This is a genomic window from Allobosea sp. P2_B12 (genome assembly GCF_056404835.1).
In genome coordinates, this window is record NZ_JBFUDG010000001.1 from 723,689 (window position 1) to 749,249 (window position 25,561).

General features: G+C 67.2%; 22 protein-coding genes. 11 read left to right on the forward strand and 11 right to left on the reverse strand.

Annotation, left to right across the window (positions count from 1 at the left end):
* The 8 genes from dxr (at position 1) to lpxB (ending at position 9,878) form a co-directional block, all read left to right on the forward strand.
* Entirely contained in the window at positions 1-1,179 is a 1,179-nt protein-coding gene (gene dxr / locus AC1DYU_RS03535) for a 1-deoxy-D-xylulose-5-phosphate reductoisomerase (RefSeq protein WP_476790425.1), read from the forward strand.
* 23 nt (positions 1,180-1,202) lie between these two features.
* Positions 1,203-2,354: an RIP metalloprotease RseP gene (gene rseP / locus AC1DYU_RS03540; RefSeq protein ID WP_158486289.1), complete on the forward strand. Its 1,152-nt coding sequence runs from the start codon at positions 1,203-1,205 to the stop codon at positions 2,352-2,354.
* A 349-nt stretch (positions 2,355-2,703) separates the two neighbouring features.
* Positions 2,704-5,223 carry an outer membrane protein assembly factor BamA gene (gene bamA / locus AC1DYU_RS03545; RefSeq protein ID WP_476790426.1) on the forward strand — a complete coding sequence of 840 codons (2,520 nt, stop codon included), beginning with the start codon at positions 2,704-2,706 and terminating at the stop codon, positions 5,221-5,223.
* 41 nt (positions 5,224-5,264) lie between these two features.
* On the forward strand, positions 5,265-6,320 hold the full coding sequence (lpxD, locus tag AC1DYU_RS03550; protein WP_476790427.1) for a UDP-3-O-(3-hydroxymyristoyl)glucosamine N-acyltransferase: 1,056 nt from the start codon (positions 5,265-5,267) through the stop codon (positions 6,318-6,320).
* Between the two features lie 186 nt (positions 6,321-6,506).
* Positions 6,507-6,965, forward strand: a complete 459-nt coding sequence (gene fabZ, locus AC1DYU_RS03555) for a 3-hydroxyacyl-ACP dehydratase FabZ (RefSeq protein WP_054207949.1) — start codon at positions 6,507-6,509, stop codon at positions 6,963-6,965.
* Positions 6,966-7,021: 56 nt separating this feature from the next.
* Positions 7,022-7,831: an acyl-ACP--UDP-N-acetylglucosamine O-acyltransferase gene (gene lpxA / locus AC1DYU_RS03560; protein WP_476790428.1), complete on the forward strand. Its 810-nt coding sequence runs from the start codon at positions 7,022-7,024 to the stop codon at positions 7,829-7,831.
* A gap of 26 nt (positions 7,832-7,857) precedes the next feature.
* Entirely contained in the window at positions 7,858-8,709 is an 852-nt protein-coding gene (locus AC1DYU_RS03565) for a UDP-2,3-diacylglucosamine diphosphatase LpxI domain-containing protein (protein WP_158486184.1), read from the forward strand.
* Positions 8,706-9,878: a lipid-A-disaccharide synthase gene (lpxB, locus tag AC1DYU_RS03570; protein ID WP_476790429.1), complete on the forward strand. Its 1,173-nt coding sequence runs from the start codon at positions 8,706-8,708 to the stop codon at positions 9,876-9,878. The genes AC1DYU_RS03565 and lpxB overlap by 4 nt, the downstream gene beginning before the upstream one ends.
* A 25-nt stretch (positions 9,879-9,903) precedes the next feature.
* On the opposite strand, the gene AC1DYU_RS03575 is transcribed toward lpxB, so the two are convergent.
* The 3 genes from AC1DYU_RS03575 to gltX form a co-directional block, all read right to left on the reverse strand.
* On the reverse strand, positions 9,904-10,893 hold the full coding sequence (locus AC1DYU_RS03575) for a tripartite tricarboxylate transporter substrate binding protein (RefSeq protein WP_158486186.1): 990 nt from the start codon (positions 10,891-10,893) through the stop codon (positions 9,904-9,906).
* Positions 10,894-11,036: 143 nt separating this feature from the next.
* The gene (gene gltA / locus AC1DYU_RS03580; protein WP_158486187.1) at positions 11,037-12,326 is read right to left on the reverse strand and encodes a citrate synthase; all 1,290 of its coding nucleotides are present in this window, start codon (positions 12,324-12,326) and stop codon (positions 11,037-11,039) included.
* A 278-nt stretch (positions 12,327-12,604) separates the two neighbouring features.
* Positions 12,605-14,023, reverse strand: a complete 1,419-nt coding sequence (gene gltX, locus AC1DYU_RS03585; protein WP_476790430.1) for a glutamate--tRNA ligase — start codon at positions 14,021-14,023, stop codon at positions 12,605-12,607.
* 228 nt (positions 14,024-14,251) lie between these two features.
* Between gltX and AC1DYU_RS03590 the strand changes: the two genes are divergently transcribed.
* Positions 14,252-16,522: a ComEC/Rec2 family competence protein gene (locus AC1DYU_RS03590; protein WP_476790431.1), complete on the forward strand. Its 2,271-nt coding sequence runs from the start codon at positions 14,252-14,254 to the stop codon at positions 16,520-16,522.
* Positions 16,523-16,532: 10 nt separating this feature from the next.
* Here AC1DYU_RS03590 and lexA read toward each other — a convergent pair whose 3' ends face one another.
* The 7 genes from lexA to AC1DYU_RS03625 all read right to left on the reverse strand — a co-directional run bounded on the left by lexA (position 16,533) and on the right by AC1DYU_RS03625 (position 23,245).
* On the reverse strand, positions 16,533-17,276 hold the full coding sequence (gene lexA, locus AC1DYU_RS03595) for a transcriptional repressor LexA (protein WP_476790432.1): 744 nt from the start codon (positions 17,274-17,276) through the stop codon (positions 16,533-16,535).
* Positions 17,277-17,388: 112 nt separating this feature from the next.
* Entirely contained in the window at positions 17,389-18,600 is a 1,212-nt protein-coding gene (locus AC1DYU_RS03600; protein WP_476790433.1) for a molybdopterin molybdotransferase MoeA, read from the reverse strand.
* On the reverse strand, positions 18,600-19,097 hold the full coding sequence (gene moaC / locus AC1DYU_RS03605) for a cyclic pyranopterin monophosphate synthase MoaC (RefSeq protein ID WP_476790434.1): 498 nt from the start codon (positions 19,095-19,097) through the stop codon (positions 18,600-18,602). The genes AC1DYU_RS03600 and moaC overlap by 1 nt, the downstream gene beginning before the upstream one ends.
* Positions 19,094-19,903, reverse strand: a complete 810-nt coding sequence (gene trpC / locus AC1DYU_RS03610) for an indole-3-glycerol phosphate synthase TrpC (protein ID WP_476790435.1) — start codon at positions 19,901-19,903, stop codon at positions 19,094-19,096. The genes moaC and trpC overlap by 4 nt, the downstream gene beginning before the upstream one ends.
* 7 nt (positions 19,904-19,910) lie before the next feature.
* Positions 19,911-20,924, reverse strand: a complete 1,014-nt coding sequence (gene trpD, locus AC1DYU_RS03615) for an anthranilate phosphoribosyltransferase (RefSeq protein WP_476790436.1) — start codon at positions 20,922-20,924, stop codon at positions 19,911-19,913.
* A gap of 33 nt (positions 20,925-20,957) precedes the next feature.
* Positions 20,958-21,587, reverse strand: a complete 630-nt coding sequence (locus tag AC1DYU_RS03620; protein ID WP_476790437.1) for an anthranilate synthase component II — start codon at positions 21,585-21,587, stop codon at positions 20,958-20,960.
* 149 nt (positions 21,588-21,736) lie between these two features.
* Positions 21,737-23,245: a helicase HerA domain-containing protein gene (locus tag AC1DYU_RS03625; RefSeq protein ID WP_476790438.1), complete on the reverse strand. Its 1,509-nt coding sequence runs from the start codon at positions 23,243-23,245 to the stop codon at positions 21,737-21,739.
* A 273-nt stretch (positions 23,246-23,518) separates the two neighbouring features.
* Here AC1DYU_RS03625 and AC1DYU_RS03630 point away from each other — a divergent pair, with 273 nt between their 5' ends.
* Positions 23,519-24,397, forward strand: coding sequence for a methyltransferase domain-containing protein (locus AC1DYU_RS03630; RefSeq protein WP_158486197.1), 879 nt, complete (start codon positions 23,519-23,521; stop codon positions 24,395-24,397).
* Between the two features lie 18 nt (positions 24,398-24,415).
* Here the strand turns inward: AC1DYU_RS03630 and AC1DYU_RS03635 are convergent, their stop codons facing one another.
* A complete protein-coding gene (locus AC1DYU_RS03635; RefSeq protein ID WP_476790439.1) occupies positions 24,416-24,700 on the reverse strand; it encodes a YARHG domain-containing protein in 285 nt (94 codons plus the stop codon).
* A gap of 146 nt (positions 24,701-24,846) precedes the next feature.
* On the opposite strand from AC1DYU_RS03635, the gene AC1DYU_RS03640 reads away from it, so the two are divergent.
* Entirely contained in the window at positions 24,847-25,512 is a 666-nt protein-coding gene (locus AC1DYU_RS03640) for a ceramidase domain-containing protein (protein ID WP_476790440.1), read from the forward strand.
* Positions 25,513-25,561 lie beyond the last annotated feature (49 nt).

Below are 25,561 nucleotides of genomic sequence, written 5' to 3' on the forward strand. Positions count from 1 at the left end.
ATGCTGCGCACCGTCACGATTCTGGGAGCGACCGGCTCCATCGGCAAATCGACGCGCGAGGTCGTGGCCGAGAATCCGGAGCGGCTGCGGATCGGTGCGGTCGTCGCCGGTCGCAATGCGTTCGCGCTGGCGCGGGTCGCGATCGAGACCGGCGCCTCCTTCGCAGCCCTTGCCGATGCCGGTTCGGGGCCGGCGCTGGCGCAGGCTCTGGCAGGTACGGGCATCGCATCGGGGGCAGGGCGCCAGGCCGTGCTCGACGCGGTCGCGATGGACAGCGACATCGTCGTCAGCGCGATCGCGGGCGCTGCCGGGCTGGAGGCGACATTTGCGGCGCTGACGCCCGGCCGGGTCGTCGCGCTCGCCAACAAGGAGAGCCTCGTCTGCGCCGGCGCAGCCGTGATGGCGCGGGCGAAGGCGGTCGGCGCACGCATCCTGCCGCTCGATTCCGAGCATAATGCGCTGTTCCAGGTTCTTGGTGCCGAGCCGATCTCCGCGATCCGCAGCATGACGCTGACGGCGTCGGGCGGGCCATTCAGGACCTGGAGCGTAGCGCAGATCGCCGCGGCCCGGCCGGAACAGGCTCTGGCCCATCCGAATTACGCGATGGGCGCCAAGATCTCGATCGACTCGGCCAGCATGATGAACAAGGGGCTGGAACTGATCGAGGCCTGCTTCCTGTTCGGGCTGGAGCATGGTCAGCTCGAGGTGCTGGTACATCCGCAGCAGCTGGTCCATGGCCTCGTCACCTTCCGCGACGGCTCGGTCAGCGCTGGCATGGCCTTGCCCGACATGCGCGTCGCCGCCGCCCATTGCCTCGGCGTCGATGGCAGGCTGGATGCGCCGGCGGCGCGCTTCCTCGATCTGGCGCTGACCGCCCCGCTGACCTTCGAGCGTCCCGACCTCGTCCGCTTCCCGGCGCTCGGCCTCGCGATCGCGGCACTCGCGGCTGGCGGCGCCATGCCCGCCATCCTGAATGCAGCCAATGAGGTCGCGGTCGCGGCCTATCTCGAAGGGGCCATCGCCTTTCCCGGCATCGCGGCGCTGGTCGAGGCTGTCTGCGCCAGCACCGGGCGGGACCTTGCGGCGCCCGCCGATGTCGCTGCGGCGCTCGCCATTGACCATGAGGCGAGAAACCGCGCGCGGGCGCTCTTGTCGCGGGCGCCCTTCGCTGTCACCTAAGGCAGACGGATCGGGAGACGATGATGGATTTCGTGGCGACACTCTGGAACGCCGGCTCGTTCCTGCTTGGCTACCTCGTGCCCTTTCTCTTCGTCCTGACCGTCGTGGTCTTCGTCCACGAGCTCGGGCATTTCCTCGTCGCCCGCTGGTGCGGCGTCGATGTGAAGGTGTTCTCGATCGGCTTCGGCCGTGAACTCTTCGGCTTCAACGACAGGCACGGAACCCGCTGGAGATTCGCGGCGATTCCGCTTGGCGGCTACGTGAAGTTCTCCGGCGATTCCGATGCCTCCTCTGCCGTACCCGACTCCGACGAACTCCAGGCCATGACCGCGCGCCAGCGCGAGCGTTCCTTTCCGGCGCAATCGATCGGCGAGCGCGCCGCCATCGTCGCCGCCGGCCCGATCGCCAATTTCCTGCTCGCGATCCTCATCTTCGCCGCCACGGTCTATGTCTTCGGCAAGCCGGTCCTGGCCCCGCGCGTCGATCAGGTCGTGGCCGGCAGCGCCGCCGAACGTGGCGGGCTCCTCGCGGGCGATCTCGTGCTGTCGATCGACGGCCATCCGATCGGCAGCTTCGCCGACATGCAGCGGGCGATCTCGGTGCGACCCAATGAGACGCTGTCGATGGTGGTCGAGCGGGCGACCGGCACGGTGACGCTGCCGGTCACGCCAGCCCTCGTCGAGCAGAGCTCCCCCCTGGGCAAGCAGCGCATCGGCGTGCTTGGCATCCATGCGTCGCGCCAGGCCAGCGACTGGAAGACCCAGCAGTTCGGCCTGCTCGAATCGGCGAAGGTCGGCGTCAGCGAGACTTGGTACGTCGTTGAGCGCACCTATGATTACATCGCGAAGCTGGTCAGCGGCCGGGAATCGGTCGATCAGCTCTCCGGTCCGATTCGGATTGCACAGGTCTCTGGTCTGGTCGCGACGAATTCCGGCCTCCTCGGCCTGATCAATCTTGCTGCGATCCTCTCGGTCTCGATCGGGCTGATGAATCTGTTCCCGGTTCCGATGCTCGATGGCGGACATCTGATGTTTTATGCCGTCGAGGCGGTCCGCGGCCGGCCTCTGAGCGAGCGCGCGCAGGAAATCGGCTTCCGTGTCGGCCTCGGCCTCGTGCTGATGCTGATGCTGTTCGTTACCTGGAACGACATCATTCACGTCCGCTCGCTGCTCTAAGAGCCTTCCAGACGGCTTCTGGGCGGCCGCCCGACAGAGCGCGGCATTAACGGATTGCGCGCAATTTTAGCGAAGCTGCCGACGCGGGCGAATGTGGCGGAGTTTGCGCGCGTGAGCGGCCAACATCTTTTTCACGGGGAATCCGTGCCACTTTGCGGCAAAATCGCGGCATGACGCGTGGCCTCATGGCAACGAAGGGGCTAAAAATATTTTGTTAACGACAATGCCGGTTTGCACCCTGCGGGAAACTTTGTAGAAGCGAATGGACTGCAATGTCTCCGTGCCTCCGCCTCCAGGTGGTGGCCCCCTTTTTGGGGTGGTGACCTGAGAAAATGGAATAGGCGACCCGATGACGTCGACCCAAAAGAGCCGGTCCTTCAGAATGCGGCTCTCTCGATCAGTCGGACTTTCGGCCTTCATGCTGGCCGTTAGCGGTGGCGTAGCGTTCGCGCAGGCCGTGATTGTCCAGGGCAACAGGCGCGTCGATGCGGAGACGATCCGCTCCTACGCCGCAGGGCAGAACGCGCCGCAGGAGATTCGTCAGAATCTTCTCGCGACCGGCCTGTTCACCAATGTGCAGGTCAGCCGCCGTGGCGCGCAGACCGTCATCTCCGTTCAGGAGAACGACTCCATCAATCGTGTCGCCTTCGAGGGCAATCGCCGCCTGAAGAGCGACGTCCTGCTGCAGCAGGTTCAGTCCAAGGCCGGCGGCCCGATGAGCCAGGCGCTGATCGATGCCGACGTTGCCCGCCTGAAGGAAGTTTATCGCCGGGCCGGCTATGGCCTGTCCTCGGTCAGCGGCCGCATTGCGCCGCTCCCGAACGGCCGTTCGGACGTGGTCTTCACGGTCAACGAGAGCGGCAAGACCGGCATCAAGTCGATCAATTTTGCCGGCAACGGCGTCTATTCGTCGGGCCGCCTGCGCGGGCTGATGAGCTCGACCGAATCGAATTTCCTGAGCTGGATCAAGACCTCCGACGTCTACGACCCCGATCGCATCACTGCTGATCTCGAGCTGGTCCGCCGCTTCTACCTCAAGAACGGCTACGCCGACTTCCAGATCGTCGGCAACACCGCCCGCTTCGACGAGGCCGCCGGCGGCTGGGTCATCGACGTCACCGTCGACGAGGGTCCGCAATACCGGGTCGGCAATGTCGCGGTCGATACGACCTTGCGCGACATCGATCCTGCGCTGCTTCAGAGCTACGTCGTGACCTCGGCTGGCGACACCTATAATGCCGAAGCCGTCGAGAAGTCGCTCGTCAATCTGACGACTGAAGTGTCGCGTCGCGGTCATGCCTTTGCCCAGGTCCGCCCGCGCGGCGATCGGGATTCTGCCGGCCGCCTGATCGGCATCACCTATGTCGTCGACGAAGGCCCGCGGGTCTATGTCGAGCGCATCAATGTGCGTGGCAACACCCGCACCCGCGACTATGTCGTGCGTCGCGAGCTCGATCTCGGCGAAGGCGATGCCTACAACAAGGTCTTCGTCGATCGCGCCGAACGCCGCCTGAACAATCTCGGCTTCTTCAACAAGGTCCGCATCACCAACGAGCCGGGCTCCGCGCCTGATCGCGTCGTGGTCAACATCGATGTCGAGGACAAGGCAACGGGCTCGTTCTCGATCGCCGGCGGCTATTCGACCTCCGACGGCATCATCGGCGAGGTCTCGCTGTCGGAATCGAACTTCCTCGGCCGCGGCCAGTTCGTCCGTATCGCGGGCACGCTCGGCCAGCGTACCCAGGGCGTCGATTTCTCCTTCACCGAGCCCTATTTCCTCGGTCGCCGCATCGCGGCGGGCTTCGACCTGTTCTCGAAGTTCAGCGACAACTACAACACCGGCCGCTTCGAAAGCCGCGTCAATGGCGGCACGGTCCGCCTGACCTTCCCGATCACCGAAGAGTTCTCGATCACGCCGCGCTACTCGATCTACAGCACGGAGATCGAGATCCGGAACGATGCCGAGCGCCCGTATAACGATTGCTCGGTGCCGGTCCCGGGAGTCACTCCTGGTTTTGGTACGCCCGCTCCCACGAATGTCTTTAACTGCTTGAGTAACGGCGAAGCGACAATCGCGGTCAAGGAAGCGGCCGGCACGACGCTGACCTCGCTGGTCGGCCTCGGCTTCAACTATAACTCGCTCGACAACTTCCAGAGCCCGCGCAACGGCTTCATTGCCGAGATCAAGCCGGAATTCGCTGGTCTGGGTGGCGATTCGAAGTTCCTGCGCGTCTCGGCCGATGCGCGCTATTACAAGGAAATCTTCGACGACGTCGTTGGTTTCGCGCGTATCCAGGGTGGTCACGTCCAGGCCACCAGCGGCGACCTGCGCATGATCGACCACTACTTCCTCGGACCGACCCTGGTGCGCGGTTTCGCGCCGTCGGGCATCGGCCCGCGCGATGTGTCGAACGATCCGACGGCCAACGCACTCGGCGGCACCACTTATTTCGGTGGCTCGCTCGAGGTGCAGTTCCCGATCTGGGGCCTGCCGCGTGATCTCGGCCTGCGCGGCGCGATCTTCGCCGATGCCGGTACGCTGTTCAACTATGACGGCGGCAATGCGTCTGCGTTTGGCGGTTGCCCGGCTGGCGCGTCCGCCCGGCAGTTCAATGTCGCGACGAGCGGTTTGAATGGTAACGGACAGCTTGCCCAGTCCAACGTGGCCTGCGTGCGTGACAAGAACATCATCCGCTCCTCGGTCGGCGTCAGCCTGCTCTGGCAGTCGCCGCTCGGCCCGATCCGCTTCGACTATGCGTATGCCTTGTCGAAGGATGACGGCCAGTACGGCACGTTCAACGGCATCGCCGGCAAGTACGGCGGCGACCGGACCCAGGCCTTCCGCTTCTCCGGCGGCACCCGCTTCTGACGAGGCGGGGCGCTGTCAGCGTCCCGCTCCGGACCTTCTCGATGTCAGAACCGCACTTCTTCCCTATCGCGACCTCGCTCGACTTCGGCGAGGTCGCTGCCATTTCGGGCGCGACGTTGCCTGAAGGCGTGGATCCGGCGCGCGCGATCACTGGCGCCGCGGCGCTTGAGAACGCCGGCCCCGGCGACATCGCCTATATGGACAACCCGAAATACACCGAGGCGCTCGCCGCGACCTCGGCGGGGCTGTGCCTGGTCTCAGCCCGCTTTGCTGAGCGGGTCCCGGCCGGCACGACGGCGCTGGTGTCGCCCACGCCCTATCACGCCTTCGCCAAGGTGCTGGCCCGCTTCTTCCCCTCTGCTCTGAAGCCCGGTTCGGTCTTCGGCTCGCAGGGTGTGGCGCCGGGCGCCTTCGTTCATGCCACGGCCGTTCTGGAGGCCGGCGTCACGGTTGATCCGGGCGCCGTCATCGGGCCGGGCGCCGAGATCGGCTCCGGGACCGTCATCGCATCGCATGCCGTCATCGGCCCGCAGGTCCGTATCGGCCGCGACTGTTCGATCGGCTCAGGCTCCACGCTGCAGGCCGCGTTGGTGGGCAACCGCGTCATCATCCACCCTGGCGTTCGCATCGGGCAGGATGGCTTCGGTTTTGCCATGAGCCCTCGCGGCCATATGAAGGTGCCGCAGATCGGGCGCGTCATCATCCAGGACGATGTCGAGATCGGCGCCAACACCTGCATCGACCGGGGCGCCAGCCGCGATACCGTGATCGGCGAGGGTACCAAGATCGATAACCTGGTCCAGATCGGCCACAATGTCGTCATCGGACGCCATTGCGTCATCGTCTCGCAGGTCGGCATCGCCGGCTCGACGACGCTGGAGGATTTCGTCGTGCTCGGCGGCCAGGTCGGCCTGGCCGGCCATTTGACGGTCGGCATGGGCGCGCAGGTCGCGGCCCAGAGCGGCGTGGCCGGCGATATTCCCCGCGGCGCACGCTATGGTGGCACGCCGGCTCAGCCGGCACTGACCTGGGCGCGCGAGACGGCGCTGCTGAAGTCGCTGGTGGCAAATCGCGGCAAGGGCCGGACCGAAGGTTGAACCCTCAGCCTGCCTGCTACTGGCGCGGTCCGATGACCCGCTCATCGCTTCGATTGCGTCTGCGGTCGTACCGATGCGAGGAGCGCGTCAATCGGCCGGCCTGGAGTGTTGGCGTCCCGCGGTGACGCGGCTAGAACGGATCAATGATGCAGCCGCTCGGACGGTTCGCACGGGAGAGAAGACACGATGACCGAGGCGACGACGGCACTGGGTGTGGCCGACATCCAGAAGATCATGGCCTGTATTCCGCACCGCTATCCCTTTCTCCTCGTCGATCGCGTCGTCGAGATGAACGGCGATGAATCCGGTATCGGCATCAAGAACGTTACGGTCAACGAGCCGCAATTCACCGGCCATTTTCCGGGACGGCCGGTGTTTCCGGGGGTGCTGATGATCGAGGCGATGGCGCAGACGGCTGGCGTCCTCGTCGTCAGCTCGCGCGGCGAGGCCGATCCTGCGGTCAGCACTGTGCTGTTCACGACCATCGACAAGGCCAAGTTCCGCAAGCCGGTCGTGCCGGGCGACACGCTGCGCTTCCACCTCACCAAGGTCGCGCGCAAGCGCAACATCTGGTTCTACCGGGGTGAAGCCCGCGTCGAGGGCGTGCTCGTCGCCGAGGCCGATCTCTCGGCCATGGTCGTCTGAGCTGACGACCCAAATGTTTCATGATTCCATGAGTTTATTGCCATGAGTTCACTTCTATGAGTTCCAGCATTCACCCGATGTCGGTCGTCGATCCGGCTGCGCGCATCGGCGACGGCGTGACGATCGGCCCGTTCTGCACCGTCGGTCCTGACGTCGTGCTGGCCGATGGCGTCGAACTCATCAGCCATGTCGCGGTTGCGGGGCGCACCACGATCGGTGCCAGGACGAGCATCTACCCGTTCGCCTCAATCGGCCATCCGCCGCAGGACGTGAAGTACAAGGGCGAGCCCTCGACCCTGACGATCGGCGTCGACTGCAAAATCCGCGAAGGCGTGACGATGAACCCCGGCACCGAAGGCGGGGGCATGAAAACCACCATCGGTGATCGCTGCTTTTTTCTGGCGAATTCGCATGTCGGGCATGACAGCCATATCGGCAACAACGTCATTTTCTCAAACAACGTCATGTGTGCGGGCCATGTCACGGTCGGCAATTTCGTGATCGTCGGCGGTGGCACGGGCCTGCAGCAATTCATCCGCGTTGGCGACCATGCCTTCATCGGCGGCGGGGCCGGCGTGCTGAACGACGTGATCCCGTTCGGCCTTGTTCGCGACAACCCGGCCCATCTGGCCGGGCTCAATCTCGTCGGCCTGCGGCGCCGGGAGTTTTCGCGCGAGCAGATCCATGAGCTGCGCCGTGCCTATCGGCTGCTCTTTGCCGATGAGGGCACTTTGTCGGAGCGCGTCGAGGACGTCGCCAGCGAATTCGCGTCGCATCCGCTGATCCATGAGATCCTCGACTTCATCCGCGTCGGCGGCGAGCGCGCGATCTGCGTGCCGCATGACGTCAATGCGCCGGATCGGTGAGCACTGATCCGGCAGCGGCGGCCACCATGCGTGGTCCTCTCGCGATCGTCGCGGGCGCCGGGGATTTTCCGCCGCGCCTTGCAGGCCTGGCCGCTGCGAGCGGCCGGCCGGTCTTCATCGCGGCGCTTGACGGCGCTGCCGATCCGTCGGCCTTCGGCCAGGCCGATCTGTGCAGCTATCGGCTGGGACAGCTCGGCCGTCTGCTGGAGGAACTGCGCCGGCGGCAGATCGTCGACCTCGTCCTCATCGGCAGCCTGCCACGACCGAGTTTCGCCGGCTTGCGTCCCGAAGCGTCGACGCTGAAATACCTGCCGCATTTCGCCCGCGCCTTCCGCGGCGGGGACGATCATCTGCTGCGCGGCGTCGTGGAGTTCTTCGAGGGGCAGGGCTTCACCGTCCATGGTCCTGCCGATATCGGGCCGGAGATGACGGCGCCGCTCGGCCCACTTGGCCGCAAGGCGGCCTCGCCCGCGCAAAAGGAGCTCGTGGCACGGGGCTTCGAGCTTCTGGCTGCCCTCTCGCCCTTCGATGTCGGGCAGGCCGCGATCTTGGCTGACCATCGCGTCATCGCGATCGAGGCCGCCGAGGGGACGGATGCCATGATCCGACGCGTCGGCGACCTCGTCGCCTCGGGGCGTCTTCGCATTGCCAAGGGTGACGGCGTGCTGGTGAAGGCGCCCAAGGACGGCCAGGATCTGCGGGTCGACATGCCGGCGATCGGCCCCGAGACCTTGCGCCATGTCGCTGCGGCCGGCCTGTCCGGCATCGGATTGCGGGCAGGGCGGGTGCTGGTCGGCGATGCTGCGGTGCTCGCCAAGCTGGCCGACAAGGCCGGGCTGTTCATCGAAGGCGTCGCCATGGCTGGGGGCAAGGCGTGAGCCCGCCCTTCCGCCTCGCCGTCGTGGCGGGCGAGGCCTCGGGCGATGCGCTGGGGCTGCGCTTTCTCGCAAGCCTCCGGGAACGGCTCGGAGACCGCGAACTGATCATCACAGGTATCGGCGGCGAGGAGCTGATTGCTGCCGGCATGGTCCCGCTGTTTCCGCAGGCCGATATCGCGGTGATGGGCTTCGGCCCCGTGGTCGCGCGCCTGCCGCTGTTGCTGCGCCGCATGGAGGATGCCGCCCGTGGCATCGTCGCCTTCGCGCCCGACCTGCTGCTGACGATTGACGCGCCGGATTTCTGCCTGCGCGTGGCCAAGAAGGTTCGCGCGCGTGCGCCGTCGGTCCCGATCGCTCACTGGGTCTGCCCGAGCGTTTGGGCCTGGCGCTCCGGCCGGGCGCGCCGGATGGCGCCGCATGTCGATCGCATCCTGGCGCTGCTGCCCTTCGAGCCGGAGGCGCTGGAGCGCCTGCACGGTCCCAGGACGATCTATGTCGGCCATCCCCTGATCGAGCGCCTGGCAACCCTTCGGCCTGACGAGCGTGAGGCGGCGATCCGGGCCGATGCTACGGCTCCCGTGGTGTTGATCCTGCCCGGCAGCCGCCGTTCGGAGATCCGCCACCTGATGCCGGTTTTCGGCGAGGCCGTGGCGCGGATCGCCGCTGCCAATCCGGCCGCGCGCTTTCTGCTGCCGGCGGTCCCGCATCTGCGCGACGAGATCGCGCAGGCGGCCGCGGCCTGGGCTGTCCAGCCGGAGATCGTTGTCGGCGAGGCCGAAAAGCTCGCCGCCTTCCGCGTCGCCCGGGCCGCGTTGGCGGCGTCAGGCACGGTGACGCTCGAACTGGCGCTGGCGCAGGTGCCGACGGTCGCGGCCTATCGCGGCGCCGGCTGGGAGGCCGCCATTGCGCGGCGCCTGATCAAGCTGCCGAGCGTGATCCTGCCCAATCTGATCCTGGGCCGCAGCGTCGTGCCGGAGTTCATCCAGGACGATGCGACCCCCGAAGCGCTGAGCCGGCATGTTCTCGCGGCCCTGGTGGATGGGCCGGAGCGCCAGCAGCAGCTCGACGGCTTCGTCGAGGTCGAAACCATCATGAAATCGGCGGGGGCGAGCCCGGCCGCCAACGCAGTCGAGGCCGCGCTGGCGCTGGTCCAGGCCAGACCGGTCTAGCCTGTTGGACTGAAAGCAGGCTGGCTCACTCCAGCGCGGCGCCGGAAGCCTTGGCGATCGGGAACCACTTTGCCACTTCGATCTTGACGTGCTCGCCGAGCGCTTCCGGCGTCGAGCCGACAATCACTGCGCTGACGTCTTCGAGGCGCTTCTTCACGCCCTCGTCCTTGAGCGCGTCGTTGGCCGCCTTGTTGAGCCTGGCGACGATGTCCGCCGGCATCTTGGCCGGTCCGAACAGCGCATTCCAGGTATAGGTCTCGTAGCCGGCAAGGCCGCCCTCGGCGATCGTCGGCAGCTCCGGGAAGGACGAGACGCGCTCCTTCGTGGTGACGCCAATGGCGCGCAGCTGGCCGCCGCGAATGAACTGCGCGGACGAGGGCAGGTTGTCGAACATGATCGGCACCGCGCCGGCGACGACGTCGTTCAAGGCCGGACCGGCGCCGCGATAGGGCACATGGTTCATGCTGACGCCGCCGATCGACTTGAACAGCTCGCCCGAGAGATGCAGCGGCGTGCCGACGCCCGACGAGGCGTATGAGTATTTGCCGGGATCGGCCTTCAGCACCGCGATGACCTCCTGAACCGTCTTGGCCGGGAAGCTCGGATGCACCACCATGACGTTGGGCACGAGCGCCAGCAGCGAGATCGGCGTGAAGTCCTTGACCGGATCGAAGGTCACGGTCTTGAGGATCGCCGGATTCAGCGCATGGGTCGAGATCGTGCCCATCAGGATGGTGTAGCCGTCGGGCGTGGCCCGGGCCACCGCGGTCGAGCCGACATTGCCGCCGGCGCCGGCGCGGTTCTCGATCACGATCGACTGGCCGAGCAGCTCGGTCATCTTCTGGCCGACGAGGCGGGCCACGATGTCGGTCGAGCCGCCAGCGGCGAACGGAACGATCAGGTTGATCGGTCGGGTCGGGAAGGGGACCTGGGCCGACGCTTGTCCCCCCGCCAGGGTCAGGGCCGATGCGCCCGTCAGAAAGCCGCGTCGGTTGAGATCATGGGACTGGGACATGCGTTCATCCTCCAAACTGTTTTCAGGACTGTAGCGGGATCGAACCAAGCGTCACCATCCCACTTCGTATCGATCGCTCCAAACGATCGGGGCGCGACGGCAAGCCGTCGCGCCCCGACATCCGGAAAATCTGCGGCTGTCGCTCAGCGGCGGCCGATCGGATTGTACTCGCGCAGCGGTGCGCCGGTGTAGAGCTGGCGCGGGCGGCCGATGCGCTGGGACGGATCCTCGATCATCTCCTTCCACTGCGCGATCCAGCCGACGGTGCGCGCCAGCGCGAACAGCGCAGTGAACATCGAGGTCGGGAAGCCCATCGCCTTCAGGGTGATGCCCGAATAGAAGTCGATGTTCGGATAGAGCTTCTTCTCGATGAAGTAGCTGTCCGAGAGCGCGATGCGCTCGAGCTCGATCGCCACGTCGAGCAGCGGGTCGTCCTTGATCCCGAGTTCGTTCAGCACCTCATGCGTGGTCTTCTGCATGATCTTGGCGCGCGGATCGTAGTTCTTGTAGACGCGGTGGCCGAAGCCCATCAGGCGGAAGGGATCGTTCTTGTCCTTCGCCTTGGCAATGTATTTCGGAATGTTCTCGACGGAGCCTATCTCCTCGAGCATCTTCAGTGCCGCCTCGTTGGCGCCGCCATGGGCCGGGCCCCAGAGGCAGGCCGCACCGGCCGCGATGCAGGCGAAGGGGTTGGCGCCCGACGAGCCCGCGAGCCTGACCGTCGAGGTCGAGGCATTCTGCTCATGGTCGGCGTGCAGGATGAAGATCCGGTCGAGCGCGCGCGACAGCACCGGGTTGACCTTGTACTCCTCGGCGGGCACCGCGAAGCACATGCGCAGGAAGTTCGAGGTGTAGTCGAGCGAGTTCAGCGGATACACGAAGGGCTGGCCGACCGTGTACTTGTAGGCCATCGCCGCCAGCGTCGGCATCTTCGCGATCATGCGCATCGAGGCGACCATGCGCTGATGCGGATCCGAGATGTCGGTCGAGTCGTGGTAGAAGGCCGACATCGCGCCGATCGAGCCGACCATGACCGCCATCGGATGCGCGTCGCGGCGGAAGCCCTGGAAGAAGCGGGCCATCTGCTCGTGCACCATGGTGTGGCGCGTCACGCGATAGTCGAAATCGGCCTTCTGCGAGGCCGTCGGCAGTTCGCCTTCCAGCAGCAGGTAGCAGGTCTCGAGGAAGTCGCCATGCTCGGCGAGCTGTTCGATCGGGTAGCCGCGATAGAGCAGGACGCCCTCGTCGCCGTCGATATAGGTGATCTGCGACTCGCAGCTCGCCGTCGAGGTGAAGCCCGGATCATAGGTGAACATGCCCGTCTGGGCGTAGAGCTTGCCGATGTCGATGACGGACGGGCCGATCGAGCCCGTCTTGATCGCCATGTCGACGGTCTTGCCGTCGACCTGAAGCTGGCTGGTGGTTCCGCTCATCGATACCGATCCTTTCAGGCTCGCTGCTGTCAGTCGCCGTCCCGCTCGATTTCGTCCCGGGTTGTCCATGGAGACCAGTCCGTCGTCAGACATGCCCGACATGACAGGGGCGTGTCGGGGCTGAGGCGGGCAGGTCGAAGGAGCGGTTCATCCGACTGATTTTCAAGCAATATTTGTGCCCGATACGGCAGGTGCCGGAGCAGGCCACACGTCGCGTCACTAGACCATTTGCAGAGGCTGTTCAACCGAGCTGAAAGACGGTCTGCAAAGACCGCCGCTCATGTCTGGTCGGAGAGCCGTGCCAGCGTCTCTTCGCGTCCGAGCACGGCCATCACGTCGAACAGCCCGGGCGACATGGCCCGGCCAGTCAGAGCCGCACGCAGTGGCTGTGCCGCCTGGCCGAGCTTGAGGCCTTGCTCTTCCGCATAGCCGCGCACGGCCGCCTCCAGGGCCGCGACCGACCAGTCGTTCACGGCGGAAAGCTTCGCCGCCAAGCCGGGCAGGCGCTGCCTGGCCGCATCGTCGAGCAGGGCCGTGGCCTTGGCGTCGAGCTGGAGCGGGCGCGTCGCATAGAGATAATAGGCGCTGTCGAGCAGTTCGATCAGCGTTTTGGCGCGGTCCTTCAGGCCCGGCATGGCCGCGAGGAAGCGCGCCTCAAGCTCCGGCGACAGGGTCGCAGGCACGCCGCGCGCCGGCCCGATCTCGGGCAGGATCACCTTCAGCGCGTCGAGCAGGTCGCGATCGTCGGACTGGCGCATGTAGAGGCCGTTCAGGCTCTCCAGCTTGGCGAAGTCGAAGCGGGCTGCCGAGCGCCCGATCGCGTTCAGGTTGAACAGTTTGATCATCTCCTGCGTCGAGAAGACCTCCTGGTCGCCATGGCTCCAGCCGAGGCGCAGCAGGTAGTTGCGCAGGGCTGCCGGCAGATAGCCCATGGCGCGATAGGCATCGACGCCGAGTGCGCCATGGCGCTTCGACAGTTTGGCGCCGTCGGCGCCGTGGATCAGCGGGATGTGCGACATACTCGGCACGGTCCAGCCCATCGCCTGGTAGATCTGGGTCTGGCGCGCGGCATTGGTCAGGTGGTCGTCGCCGCGGATGACATGGGTCACGCCCATGTCATGGTCGTCGACCACCACGGCCAGCATATAGGTCGGGTTGCCGTCCGAGCGCAGCAGCACGAGATCGTCGAGGTTCTCGTTTTGCCAGACGACACGGCCCTGGACCTCGTCCTCGACCACGGTCTCGCCGGTCTGGGGCGCACGCAGGCGGATGACCGGCTTGACGCCCTCAGGCGCAGTCGCGGGATCGCGGTCGCGCCAGCGCCCGTCATAGCGCATCGGCTTGCCGGCGGCCTTGGCCTGCTCGCGCATCTCGTCCAGTTCGGCCGGCGTCGCATAGCAGCGATAGGCGTTGCCGCTGGCGAGCATCTGCTCGGCGACCTCGCGATGCCGCGCCGCGCGCTGGAACTGGTAGACGGTGTCGCCATCCCAATCGAGACCGAGCCATTTCAGCCCGTCGAGGATCGCGGTGATCGCCGCATCGGTCGAACGTTCGCGGTCGGTGTCCTCGATGCGCAGCAGCATCTTGCCGCCATGCCGGCGGGCATAGAGCCAGTTGAACAGCGCCGTGCGCCCGCCGCCGATATGCAGGAAGCCGGTGGGCGAGGGCGCAAAGCGGGTGACGACGGCATCGCTCATGAAGACAAGCTCCGGCTGGGCAAAGAGGGATGGCCCAGCGATCGAAAAAACACGGCCAAACGGGGAGAAGACGAACGCAGGTGATCCCGACGCAGGATCGTGCCGGGCGTATGATGACAACCGGCGCCGCCCCTGTAACATGCTCCGGCCGCCTGCGTTAAGCGCAACATCGCAGCTGGCAAAATCGCAAGCGGCAGGATCGTATTGGCATAAGGCGGGGAGCGGCCGATGCAGCCGGCGCCGGGGCAGGGGCGTTCAGCGGGACCGCGCGGTGCGCGGGTCGGCGTGCTGTCGCTGCGCCCGCCCGCCTTCGTGCTCGGCGGACCCGGCCTTCATCTGACGCTGTCCGCATGGCGGGATGGTCTTGTCGCCGCGTTGTCGCAGGAGGCCGAGCGCCGCCGGCTCTTCCTCTGGCTGCCGGTGATGATGGGAGCAGGCATCCTGCTCTACTTCGCCGCCGACCGCGAGCCGGCGCTCTGGGCACCGCTGACCGGCTTCTCCGGGGCCTGTGCCGGAGCGCTTGTGCTCAGGCAGCGCCGTCTCGCACCGTTCATCTGCCTTGGCTGCGCTGCCGCCTTCGCGGGCTTTGCAGCGGCGGCCTGGCGAACTGCGACGGTCGCCGCGCCGATGCTGGATCGTCCGCGCATCGGCCAGGTCACGGGTTTCGTGGAATCGGTCGAGGCGCGCGATGCCGGCGCCCGCCTCGTCATCCTGGTGACCGGGCTTGCCGGCGTGGAGCCCGAGCGCTGGCCCAGGCGTGTCCGCGTCAATGTCCGCGCCGGCACGGTCTCGCCGGGCGATCATATCGCGGCCGTGGCGCGCCTGCTGCCGCCGCCGGGTCCGGCACGGCCGGGCGGCTATGATTTCGGCCGCGATGCCTTCTTTCGCGGGCTTGGCGCCGTTGGCAGCATTCCTGGCAAGATCAGTCTGACGCCGCCACCGCGTCCGCCGCCGAGCGAGTTGATGCTGGCGGCGGGAATCGACCGTGCGCGCAACGCCCTGACCCGTCGCATCGCCGAGATCGGCGGCGGCCAGGCCGGCGCCATGGCGGCCGCTCTCGTCACCGGCAAGCGCGGCCTGATCACCGAGACCACCAATACCGATCTGCGCGCGGCCGGCATCTACCACATCGTTTCGATCTCGGGCCTGCATATGGTGCTGGCCGCTGGCACGATCTTCTGGCTGGTGCGGGCGCTGCTCGCTTTGTCGCAGACGCTGGCGCTGCGATGGCCGGTCAAGAAGTTCGCCGCCGTCGCGGCCATGATCGGCGCGATCGGCTACTGCGTCTTTTCGGGCGCCGAGGTCGCGACGGTGCGCTCGCTGATCATGACGCTCGTCATGCTCGGCGCGATCCTGGTCGACCGTCCGGCGCTGAGCATGCGCAATCTCGCGCTGGCGGCGATGATCGTGCTGCTGCGCGAACCCGAGGCCCTGCTGGGGCCGAGCTTCCAGATGTCCTTCGGCGCGGTCGCGGCGCTCATCGCCTTCGCCGAGCGCTGGGAGAACCGCGGCCGCCCTCAGCCGCCCTCTGTCCTGCCCTGGCCAATCCGGCCGCTCTGGATCGCGGCGACCGGCATCGTGATCACGACGCTGCTGGCGACGGCCGCGACCGCGCCCTTCGGCGCCTATCACTTCCAGACCTTCAATCCCTTCGGCCTGCTCGGCAACGCGCTGGCGCTGCCTTTCGTGTCTCTCTGCGTCATGCCGGCGGCGGTCTTCGGCGTGCTGGCCTATCCCTTCGGGCTCGATGCACCGGCCTGGTGGCTGATGGGCTTTGCCTCGGACGTCGTGCTGAAGCTGGCGCATTGGGTCGCGACCATCGACCATTCGACGCTCGTCATCGCTGCCTTCGGTCCGGCGGCGCTCGCCTGCTTCGCCGCATCGCTGCTCTGGATCACGCTCTGGACGACGAAGCTGCGCCTGCTCGCCATCCTGCCGCTGATTGGAGGCGTCGCCGTCGCCGCGAAGCCCGAGCGGCCCGACATCCTGATCGAGCGCGACGGCTCCGGCATCGCCGTGCGCGGCAAGGACGACCGGTTGATCCTGGCCGGCAAGCCGAGCCGCTTCGTCCTGCAGCAATGGCTCACCGCCGATGGCGACGGCCGCAACCCCGATGACTTCGCCTTGCGCCAGGGCGCGGCCTGCGATGCGCTCGGCTGCGTGATCGCGACGAAGGATGGTCGCAGCATCGCCTATGCCCGCGACCGGCTCGCTATCATCGAGGATTGCCGGCGCGCCGACCTCGTCGTCACACCAATCCCCTGGACCGCGCCCTGCGCCGCGAAACTCGTCGACCGCACGGCCTTGAACCGTGATGGCGCGACCGCGCTGGTGCGCCGGCTCGGCGGCTGGCGCAGCCACGCTTCCGAGCAGGGCGGCGACCGCCCCTGGAGCCGCAAGGCCGAGACCCCGCCGTCAGCGCAGGCACGGCAGACCGCACCGGCAGCGCAAGCCGCAGCGCCGCCCGTGGACGACGCCGAGCCCGAGCGGCTTCCGTAAGGCCGCGGCTTCAGTAGCGCCGCATCAGATTGACCAGCCGGCCCTGGATCTTGACCCGGTCCGGGCCGAGCACGCGCGTTTCATAGGCCGGATTGGCGGCTTCGAGCGCGATCGAGGAGCCGCGCTTGCGCAGCCGCTTCAGCGTTGCTTCCTCGTCGTCGATCAGGGCGACGATGATGTCGCCGGTATTGGCGCTGTCCTGGCGCCGGATCACCACCGTGTCGCCGTCGAGGATGCCGGCATCGACCATGGAATCGCCGCGAACCTCGAGCGCGTAATGCTCGCCCGTGCCGAGCATGTCGGCCGGCAGGGCGACGCTATGGCTGCGGCTCTGGATCGCGGAGATCGGCGTGCCGGCCGCGATGCGACCCATCACCGGGATCGAGATGGTTCCCCGCGCATCCTCGGGCACGGTCTCGACCGGCCTGACCTTGCCGAGCCCGCCATCCCGGCCGAGCCCGCCATCCTTGCCGAGTCCGCCCTGGACGATCGACGGATTGAAACGGCCGCGTGCGGCTGGCTGGCCGCCGGCACCGACGCCCTCGGGCAGCTTGATGATCTCGAGCGCCCGGGCCCGGTTCGGCAGGCGGCGGATGAAGCCGCGCTCCTCCAGCGCCATGATCAGGCGGTGGATGCCGGATTTGGACTTCAGATCGAGCGCGTCCTTCATCTCGTCGAAGGAGGGCGGCACGCCGCTTTCGCGCAGGCGTTCCTGGATGAAGCGAAGCAGTTCGAACTGTTTGCGTGTCAGCATGGTCCCCGCCGGCGCGATGATGATTGAATCTGGGTTCGGATTCGAAACAAATCACGAACACCATACTCGTTCGTGTTGTGTTCTGCAAGCAAAACGCGCGCGGGACCAGCGTTCAGCGCAGCCTGATGATGCGGCAGGGATCGCCTTTTCTGGCGGGCGCTGCAAAGGCGGGGCGGATTGCCAGCGCCTGCGCGCGTGCCAGCAGGCCGAGCATCGAGGAATCCTGCCGGTCGAACGGCGTCGCTTCCCAGCCGGCTTCTGTCAAAGCGAGGTCGGAGCGCAGGTAATCCTCGCGCTCGTCATTGGCCGGCATGTCGCGGCCGAGGATGCCGGGTTCGCTGCGATCGCGCTCGGGATCGGGCATGCCCAGCAGCGCCTCGATCAGCGGCACGACGAAGAGATGGCCACAGACGATCGAGGAGACCGGGTTGCCGGGCAGGCCGACCGCGACCATCTCGCCGAGCCGGCCGGTCATCATCGGCTTGCCCGGGCGCATCGCGATCTTCCAGAAGCCGAGAGCCATGCCGCCCCGCGTCAGCGCCTCCTGCACGAGGTCGTGCGCGCCGACCGAGGCGCCGCCCAGCGTGATCAGCACATCGGCGCCGGCCGAGCGGGCGCGCTCGATCCGAGCGGCGAGATCGGGATAATTGTCGCGCGCGATGCCGAGATCGAGCGCGGTCGCGCCGGCCTGCTCGACCAGCGCAGCCAGCGAGAAGCTGTTCGAGGCGACGATCTGGTCGGGTCCGACGATTTCTCCGGGCGAGACGAGTTCGTCGCCGGTGGCGAGGATCGCGACCAGCGGCTTAGCGCGCACCGGCAGGGCCGGATGTCCTGCCGCGGCAGCGAGGCCCAACGCGGCGCTGTCGAGCCTGCGCCCTGCCTTGAGCAGCACGTCGCCCGTGGTGAAGTCGAGCCCGGCTGCTCGGATGAACTTGCCCTTGGCCGCGCCCTCCCGAATGCGGATCGTATCGGTGCCGACGCCGTCGGCATTCTCCTGGATCAGGATGGTATCGGCACCTTCAGGGATCGGCGCGCCGGTGAAGATGCGCACGGCCTCGCCGGCCGCAAGTGAGCCCGCAAAGGAGCGACCGGCAGCGGATTCGCCGATGACGCGCAAGGTACTGCCCAGCGCCAGATCGTCCGCCCGCACGGCATAGCCATCCATCGCCGAATTGGCGAAGGGCGGTTGCGTCCGCAGCGCGACAACGTCCGCGGCCAGCACGCGCCAGGCGCATTGCACCAGCGGCAGGGTCTCGGCCGGGGTCGCTGCCGGCACGCTGTCGAGCAGCGCCTTCAGCGCGACCGGGACCGGGGTCAGGGCCATCAGATGGTCTCCGCCTCGGCGCCGCCGGCCTCGAAGGTGCCGGACTTGCCGCCCGATTTGTGCAGGAGCCGGATGCCCTCGATCCGCATGGCCCGGTCGGCCGCCTTGACCATGTCGTAGACCGTCAGGCAGGCGACGCTGACGGCGGTCAGCGCCTCCATCTCGACGCCGGTCTGGCCCTTCATCCTGACCTCGGCGCGCACGCGCACGCCCGGCAGCGCCTCGTCCAGCTCCAGATCGACCGTAACCTTACTGATCAGCAGCGGGTGGCAGAGCGGGATCAGCTCATGCGTCTTCTTGGCGGCCATGATGCCGGCGAGCCGGGCGGTACCCAGCACGTCGCCCTTCTTGGCATCGCCGTCGCGCACGATCGCCAGAGTCTGCGGCTGCATCACGACGCAGCCTTCCGCGATGGCGGTCCGCGAGGTCTCCGCCTTTTCGCCGACATCGACCATATGGGCCTGTCCGCGCGCATCGAGATGGCTGAGCTGGCTCACGCTGCGCTGTCCTGCATCCCGGTGAGGAGTTCGCGCGTCGCAGCCGCGACATCGGCCTGCCGCATCAGGCTTTCGCCGACGAGAAAGGTGCCGACGCCGATCCGGTTCAGCCTGAGGATGTCTGCATGGCTAAAGATGCCGCTCTCGCTGACGACGATGCGGTCCACCGGCACGCGCGGCGCCAGCCTTTCGGTGACCGCAAGATCGACCTTGAAATCGCGCAGATCGCGGTTGTTGATGCCGAGCAACGGGCTCTTCAGGGCAAGCGCGCGGTCGAGCTCGGCTTCGTCATGGACCTCGACCAGAACGTCCATGCCGAGCTCGAAGGCCGTAGCCTCGAGATCGCGCGCGGTGGCGTCGTCGACGCCGGCCATGATGATCAGGATGCAGTCGGCGCCCCAGGCCCGCGCCTCGAAGACCTGGTAGGGATCGTAGAGGAAATCCTTGCGCAGCGCCGGCAGGCCCGAGGCCGAGCGCGCCTGCATCAGGAACTCCGGCTGGCCCTGGAAGGAGGGGCCGTCGGTCAGCACGGAAATGCAGGCTGCCCCGCCCGCCGCATAGGCTCGCCCCAACGCCGGCGGGTCGAAATCGGCGCGGATTAGGCCCTTGGACGGGCTGGCCTTCTTGATCTCCGCGATCAGTGCCGGGCGCCCCTCCGCGAGCTTCGCCGAGAGCGCTTTGGCGAAACCGCGTGGCTTGGGGGCGGAGCGCGCCCGGCTTTCGATCTGGCCGATGGGCACGGCCTGCTTGGCGGCTGCGATTTCCCGGCGCTTATAGGCCTCGATCTTCGCGAGGATGTCGGTCATGGCCGCCTCACGCGTTCGAGGAGGCGACGAGCGAAGCCAGCGTCGCCTTGGCCTTGCCGGAATCGAGCGCGGCCTGCGCCTGCGCCAGCCCGTCGCTGAGATCGGCGGCCTTGCCCGCGACCACGAGCGCTGCCGCGGCGTTGAAGGCCGCGATATCGCGGAATGCCGTCTTCTCGCCGTCGAGAACCGCCCGCAGCGCAGCCGCGTTCTGGGCCGGCTCGCCGCCGCGCAGATCTTCGGGCCTGGCGCGCGGCAGACCGACATCGTCGGGGCTGATCGTGAAGCTCTCGACCTTGCCGTCCTGGAGGGAGACGACGCGGGTCGGCCCGGTGGTGGTGATCTCGTCGAGCCCATCGGAGCCGTGCACGGCCCAGATCCGCGTCGAGCCGAGGGTCGCCAGCACCTTGACCATCGGCTCCAGCCAGGTCTCGGAGAAGGCGCCGATGAGCTGCTTCCTGACGCCGGCCGGGTTGGAGAGCGGCCCGAGCAGGTTGAAGATCGTGCGCGTACCGAGCTCGACGCGCACCGGCGCGACATGGCGCATCGAGGCATGATGCGTCGGCGCGAACATGAAGCCGACGCCGGCCTGTGCGATGCAGCGTTCGGTCGCCTCCGGATCGAGCCCGACCTTGACGCCCAGCGCCATCAGGACGTCGGCTGTGCCGGTCTTGGAGGAGGCCGCCCGGTTTCCGTGCTTGGCGATCGGCACGCCGCAGGCGGCGGTGATGATCGAGGCCAGCGTCGAGACGTTGTAGGAGCCTGACGAATCGCCGCCGGTGCCGACGATGTCCATCGCGTCGGCCGGCGCCTTAACCGTCAGCATCTTGCCGCGCATCGCGCCGACCGCGCCGGTGATCTCCTCGACGGTTTCGCCGCGCACGCGCAGCGCCATCAGGAAAGCGGCCGCCTGGGCATTTGTCACACCGCCCGAGAGGATCGTGTCGAAGGCATCGCGCGCCTCGTCGCGCGACAGCGAGGCGCCGGTCGCGACCTTGGCGATGAAGGGCTTGAAATCGTCCATGGGAACTCTGTGAAGCAGTCGGCTAGGATCGGGTCAGGCAGTGCCGGCAAGCGCGGCAGTCGCGTGTTCGCGCTGCCATCGCTCGGCGAGATCGAGGAAATTCCGCAGGATCGTGGCGCCGTGCTCGGAGGCGATGCTTTCAGGATGGAACTGCACGCCATGCACCGGCAGGCTGCGATGCGACAGCGCCATGATCAGCCCGTCGCCGCTCGTGGCCTCGATTTCGAGATTGGTCGGACAGGTCTCGCGCGCCACCACCAGCGAATGATAGCGCGTCGCCTGCAGCGGCCCGTTGATGCCGCGAAACAGGCCGCGCGCCTTGTGCTCGATCACTGAGACCTTGCCGTGCATCGGCAGCGGCGCGCGCACGACGTCGCCGCCGAAAGCCTGGCCGATCGCCTGAAGCCCAAGGCAGACGCCGAAGATCGGCTTGGCGCTGGCGCCCTCGCGCACGAGATCGAGGCAGATGCCGGCTTCGTTGGGGGTGCAGGGGCCCGGCGACAGCACGATCGCGTCATGCTCGTCACTGAGCGCTTCGGCAACGCTCAGCGCGTCGTTCCGGCGCACATCGACCTGCGCGCCCAGTCCGCCGATCAGGTGGACCAGGTTCCAGGTGAAGCTGTCGTAATTGTCGATCAGCAGGATGCGCATCGGCCCGCCCATGGATTTTGGGTTCCGGTCATGCACGGTCGAGGGCGGGGAGGTCAAGTTCGGGGCCCGCGAACGCGGCTCTCGACCGTCATTCTCGGGCGGAGCGCAGCGCAGACCCGAGAATCTCCTCGACGAGATGCTCGGGTCGAGCCCGAGCCTGATCAGCCCCGCGCCCCGCGCGGCATGCCCGCCGTGCGGATCGTGCCCTGGCCCGGCGCGGTCTCGATGCCGAGGGTCGGCAAGGCGAGCGTGCGCTGGCCGCGAAAATCGACATGGCAGACCAGCAGCCCGCGCTCCTCGATATAGGCGATCAACCGCCGCGCCCGGCTGGGCGAATGGCTGCCATAGACGCTCGCCAGCTCCGCATCGCTGGGGCAGGGGGCGCCTTCCAGCGCGGCGCGCGCGATGAACAGGAACAGCCCGTGCAGATCGTCGGGCAAGGCCAACGAGGCCGCGACGGCAGCCCGCCAGCCATGCGACTCGACGATCTCGTCGCTGGCACCGGCCTTGGCCACGGCCAGCCGCCGGCGGAACTCGTCGAGGCTGAGATGGCTGCGGCCGAGCCGGCGCATCCGGCAGCGCACGGTGAAATCCTGGTAGAGCACGGCGACCTGGCGCGAGCGCGCCTCGGGATCGGCCATCAGCTCGCGCAGGATCTCGGCCATGATTGCCTCGCGCTCGGCCGGCTCCATCGGAACCTCCGGCTCGGGTTCGGGCACGGCCGGGCGATAGCTCTCGATCTGGCGCATCGTTTCATGCACTGCCGGGCGCGGCCGAGGAGCCGGACGCGGCGGCCGGGCCAGGGGGATCACCTCGTCGGCGCCGGCCGTGAAGATCAGCTTGCCGGCTTCTTCCGGAGCCTGTTCTGGCAGCGGCATCAGTCCCGGCGCGCCGCCGCGATCGACGGAGGTCGCAGGGCCGATCCGCAAAGGCAGCGGCCGCTTCGATAAAGCCGGTCCCAGCGCGACGAACTGGCCGCGCTCGAGGTCGCGGAACATCTCGGCCTGCTTGCGGTCCATGCCGAGGAGATCGGCGGCACGGGCCATGTCGATGTCGAGGAAGGTGCGCCCCATCAGGAAGTTCGAGGCCTCGGCGGCGACATTCTTGGCGAGCTTAGCCAGGCGCTGCGTCGCGATCACGCCCGCCAGCCCGCGCTTGCGGCCCCGGCACATCAGATTGGTCATCGCGCCAAGCGAAAGCCGCCGCGCTTCGTCCGAAACCTCGCCCGCCATCACCGGCGCGAAGAGCTGCGCCTCGTCGACGACGATCAGCATCGGGAACCACAGCGAACGATCGACGTCGAACAACCCTCCGAGAAAGGCCGCGACCGCGCGCAACTGCTCGTCGGCTTCGAGGTTTTCGAGGTTGAGCACGACCGAGACGCGGTGCTGGCGCACCCGCAGCGCGACGCGCTGCAGCTCGGCCTCGCCGCATTGCGCGTCAACGACGACATGGCCGAACTGGTCGGCGAGCGAGACGAAGTCGCCTTCCGGGTCGATCACGGCCTGCTGCACCAGCGGCGCGCTCTGTTCGAGCAGGCGCCGCAGCAGATGCGATTTGCCGGAGCCGGAGTTACCCTGGACCAGAAGCCGCGTCGCCAGCAATTCCGCGAGATCGAGCAAGGCGGGTTGACCGCCCTGGCCCAAGCCCATGTCGATGGCTGTCGTCATGCCGTGATCGCATTGCTCCAGAAATTCGGGTGGCCTCTCTAGCACGCGCGCGAGCCCGATGCCGTTCTCCCGTCACCCCTTCCACAGCAAGATGCGAGCACGGGGGCGCGTGCGGCTATGGCGAGGAAGTATTTCGGACCGGAAGTTCTTCGGGGATCGAACTCTTCGGGAATCACGGTGGTCAAGGACTTGAAGTCGAGGCTTGTGCCGGGTACGCCACAGAAACATTTGGTGACATTCCGCCAAATCCAGATACATGCCGGGGGGCGGATCATGGGCTCGAGTCTGAAGACGCTGCAGCGCTTGATGACGTTGACGCGCGCGGGAGATTTGCCGCCGGGCGGGGCGATCTGCGACATCGGCGCGACCCAGCTTTTCGGCGGCGATCTGGCTTCCGACGGCGCGCGTCAATTCCTCGAATTCTATGCGTCGCTGACGCCCGCGGCCAAGAAGCCCTCCGAGCTTGCCGAGGGCGTGCTCGCCAAGCTCGGACATGGCGGCTTTCTCGGCGATCTGTTGGCCCTGGCAGGCTTCGAATACACCGCGCTCGATATCTTCCACGCCCGCAACACCATCCTGTTCGATCTCAACGTCCATGCGCCGGGGCCCAGGCTCTATGGCAAGTTCGACCTGGTGATGAATCTCGGCACGACCGAGCATGTTTTCAGCCAGCTTCGAGCCTTCCAGACCATTCATGAGCTGACGAAGCCGGGCGGCGTCGTCTATCACGACCTCCCGTTCGCCGGTTATTTCGATCATGCCCTGTTCCGCTACGATCCGCTGTTTTTCCGCGAGATCGTCAAGGCGAACAGCTATGAGGTCCTGCTGCAGGAAATCACCAAGGGCGCCGAGAAGCCGGTTCCCCTCGATGTCCGCACCATGGGCTATCCGGACGCGACCGTGATCGATATCGGCATCGAGGCGATCCTGCGGCGCACCAGCGCCGAGGTCTTCAAGGTGCCGATGGAGATCAGCACCTCGCTCTCGGTCGATCCCGGCTTGAGCGATGTCCAGGCCGACGATGCCGTGATGATGGCGCCGGGCTTTCTCGTCGCCTATGGCGCGGGCGCCGAAGGGCTGCCGTTCCGCGACCTCAGCGCGCTCTGGCTGCGGCGGGCAACCGCCGGCGTGCGCCGCCGCGTTGGGCTTTAAACCCACTCGACGTCCCCGTCAGCGCGGGCAGCGGCGCGTGCGTTCCTCGCGCTGGATCTCGGCGATGCTGCGGCGCTGGCTATTCGACAGCGGCAATTCCTCGGCGTTGTCGTACTGGCAGCCGGCATTGCCGAAAGCCTCGATGCCGCGACGCGTGCGGAAGCAGTAGCCCTGCGCCTTGTAGATCTCGTTGCGCGCATACCAGAGATCGTCACATGTCTCGGCGCGGGCAGGAGCGGGCAGCACTGCAAGGCCGAGCAGAAGCCCGAGCGCTGCCATGCTCGTCGTCAACGTTCGCCGCATGGCCGATTCTCCGTCTCCGCGCACAGATGCGCGGCAATCTGCGCGAAGCGGCGGAACGCGGCAACCCGCCCGCTTTCCCGATTGCTCCAGAGCGCGTCGCGCGGACGTCGTCTGGGGCCGCTAGGCTGGCGCGGGAGGAGCGGATCATGCGCGCATATGGCTATTGCGAACGGCTCGGCGCCGAACTCTGGGCCGAGCCCTGGAATGCGCTGACCAACGGCGCCTTTCTTCTGGCCGCATGCGCCGCCCTGCTGTTGTGGCGCCGCGCCGGCGGTCAAGACCGGCCGGCGCTGGTCATGCTGCTGCTCGTCTTCGCCATCGGCATCGGCTCCTTCCTGTTCCACACCATGCCGCAGCCCTGGACGCTGGCTGCCGATGTCGTGCCGATCCAGCTCTTCGCCTTCTCCTATTTCGGTCTGGCACTGGCGCGTTTCGTCGGCCTGCGACCCGTGGCGACGGGGCTCGGCACGCTGGCCTTCGTCGCTTTTGCCTTGTCGCTGTCATGGGGGCTCGCGCCCTTGCTCGCACCGGAGCTACGCGGTTCGGCAGGGTATGGTGCCTTCCTGCTCGGGCTCGTCGGCATGGCCGCAGCGCTGCGGCGGCGGCCATGCCAGGCTGGGACGGCGCAGCTTATCGGCCTGGCCGGGCTCGTCTTCGCCCTGTCCCTGACATTCCGGACGCTCGACGGCCCGCTCTGTGCAAGCGTCCCGCTGGGAACGCACTGGCTCTGGCATCTGCTGAACGCGACCGTTCTGTATCTGCTGCTCAGGGCCGCGATCATGCATGGACCGGGCAGGGCGGCCGATCGCTAGACGGTAGCGGCCACGATCGGGCGGGACTACGATGACCACCGAAACAACC

What these genes read in the sequence shown, in the direction of transcription:
- dxr (WP_476790425.1), top strand. Translation starts at nt 1, where the DNA reads ATGCTGCGCACCGTCACGATTCTGGGAGCGACCGGCTCCATCGGCAAA.
- rseP (WP_158486289.1), top strand. Translation starts at nt 1,203, where the DNA reads ATGGATTTCGTGGCGACACTCTGGAACGCCGGCTCGTTCCTGCTTGGC.
- bamA (WP_476790426.1), top strand. Translation starts at nt 2,704, where the DNA reads ATGACGTCGACCCAAAAGAGCCGGTCCTTCAGAATGCGGCTCTCTCGA.
- lpxD (WP_476790427.1), top strand. Translation starts at nt 5,265, where the DNA reads ATGTCAGAACCGCACTTCTTCCCTATCGCGACCTCGCTCGACTTCGGC.
- fabZ (WP_054207949.1), top strand. Translation starts at nt 6,507, where the DNA reads ATGACCGAGGCGACGACGGCACTGGGTGTGGCCGACATCCAGAAGATC.
- lpxA (WP_476790428.1), top strand. Translation starts at nt 7,022, where the DNA reads ATGAGTTCCAGCATTCACCCGATGTCGGTCGTCGATCCGGCTGCGCGC.
- AC1DYU_RS03565 (WP_158486184.1), top strand. Translation starts at nt 7,858, where the DNA reads ATGCGTGGTCCTCTCGCGATCGTCGCGGGCGCCGGGGATTTTCCGCCG.
- AC1DYU_RS03575 (WP_158486186.1), bottom strand. Translation starts at nt 10,893, where the DNA reads ATGTCCCAGTCCCATGATCTCAACCGACGCGGCTTTCTGACGGGCGCA.
- gltA (WP_158486187.1), bottom strand. Translation starts at nt 12,326, where the DNA reads ATGAGCGGAACCACCAGCCAGCTTCAGGTCGACGGCAAGACCGTCGAC.
- gltX (WP_476790430.1), bottom strand. Translation starts at nt 14,023, where the DNA reads ATGAGCGATGCCGTCGTCACCCGCTTTGCGCCCTCGCCCACCGGCTTC.
- AC1DYU_RS03590 (WP_476790431.1), top strand. Translation starts at nt 14,252, where the DNA reads ATGCAGCCGGCGCCGGGGCAGGGGCGTTCAGCGGGACCGCGCGGTGCG.
- lexA (WP_476790432.1), bottom strand. Translation starts at nt 17,276, where the DNA reads ATGCTGACACGCAAACAGTTCGAACTGCTTCGCTTCATCCAGGAACGC.
- AC1DYU_RS03600 (WP_476790433.1), bottom strand. Translation starts at nt 18,600, where the DNA reads ATGGCCCTGACCCCGGTCCCGGTCGCGCTGAAGGCGCTGCTCGACAGC.
- trpC (WP_476790435.1), bottom strand. Translation starts at nt 19,903, where the DNA reads ATGACCGACATCCTCGCGAAGATCGAGGCCTATAAGCGCCGGGAAATC.
- trpD (WP_476790436.1), bottom strand. Translation starts at nt 20,924, where the DNA reads ATGGACGATTTCAAGCCCTTCATCGCCAAGGTCGCGACCGGCGCCTCG.
- AC1DYU_RS03620 (WP_476790437.1), bottom strand. Translation starts at nt 21,587, where the DNA reads ATGGGCGGGCCGATGCGCATCCTGCTGATCGACAATTACGACAGCTTC.
- AC1DYU_RS03625 (WP_476790438.1), bottom strand. Translation starts at nt 23,245, where the DNA reads ATGACGACAGCCATCGACATGGGCTTGGGCCAGGGCGGTCAACCCGCC.
- AC1DYU_RS03630 (WP_158486197.1), top strand. Translation starts at nt 23,519, where the DNA reads ATGGGCTCGAGTCTGAAGACGCTGCAGCGCTTGATGACGTTGACGCGC.
- AC1DYU_RS03635 (WP_476790439.1), bottom strand. Translation starts at nt 24,700, where the DNA reads ATGCGGCGAACGTTGACGACGAGCATGGCAGCGCTCGGGCTTCTGCTC.
- AC1DYU_RS03640 (WP_476790440.1), top strand. Translation starts at nt 24,847, where the DNA reads ATGCGCGCATATGGCTATTGCGAACGGCTCGGCGCCGAACTCTGGGCC.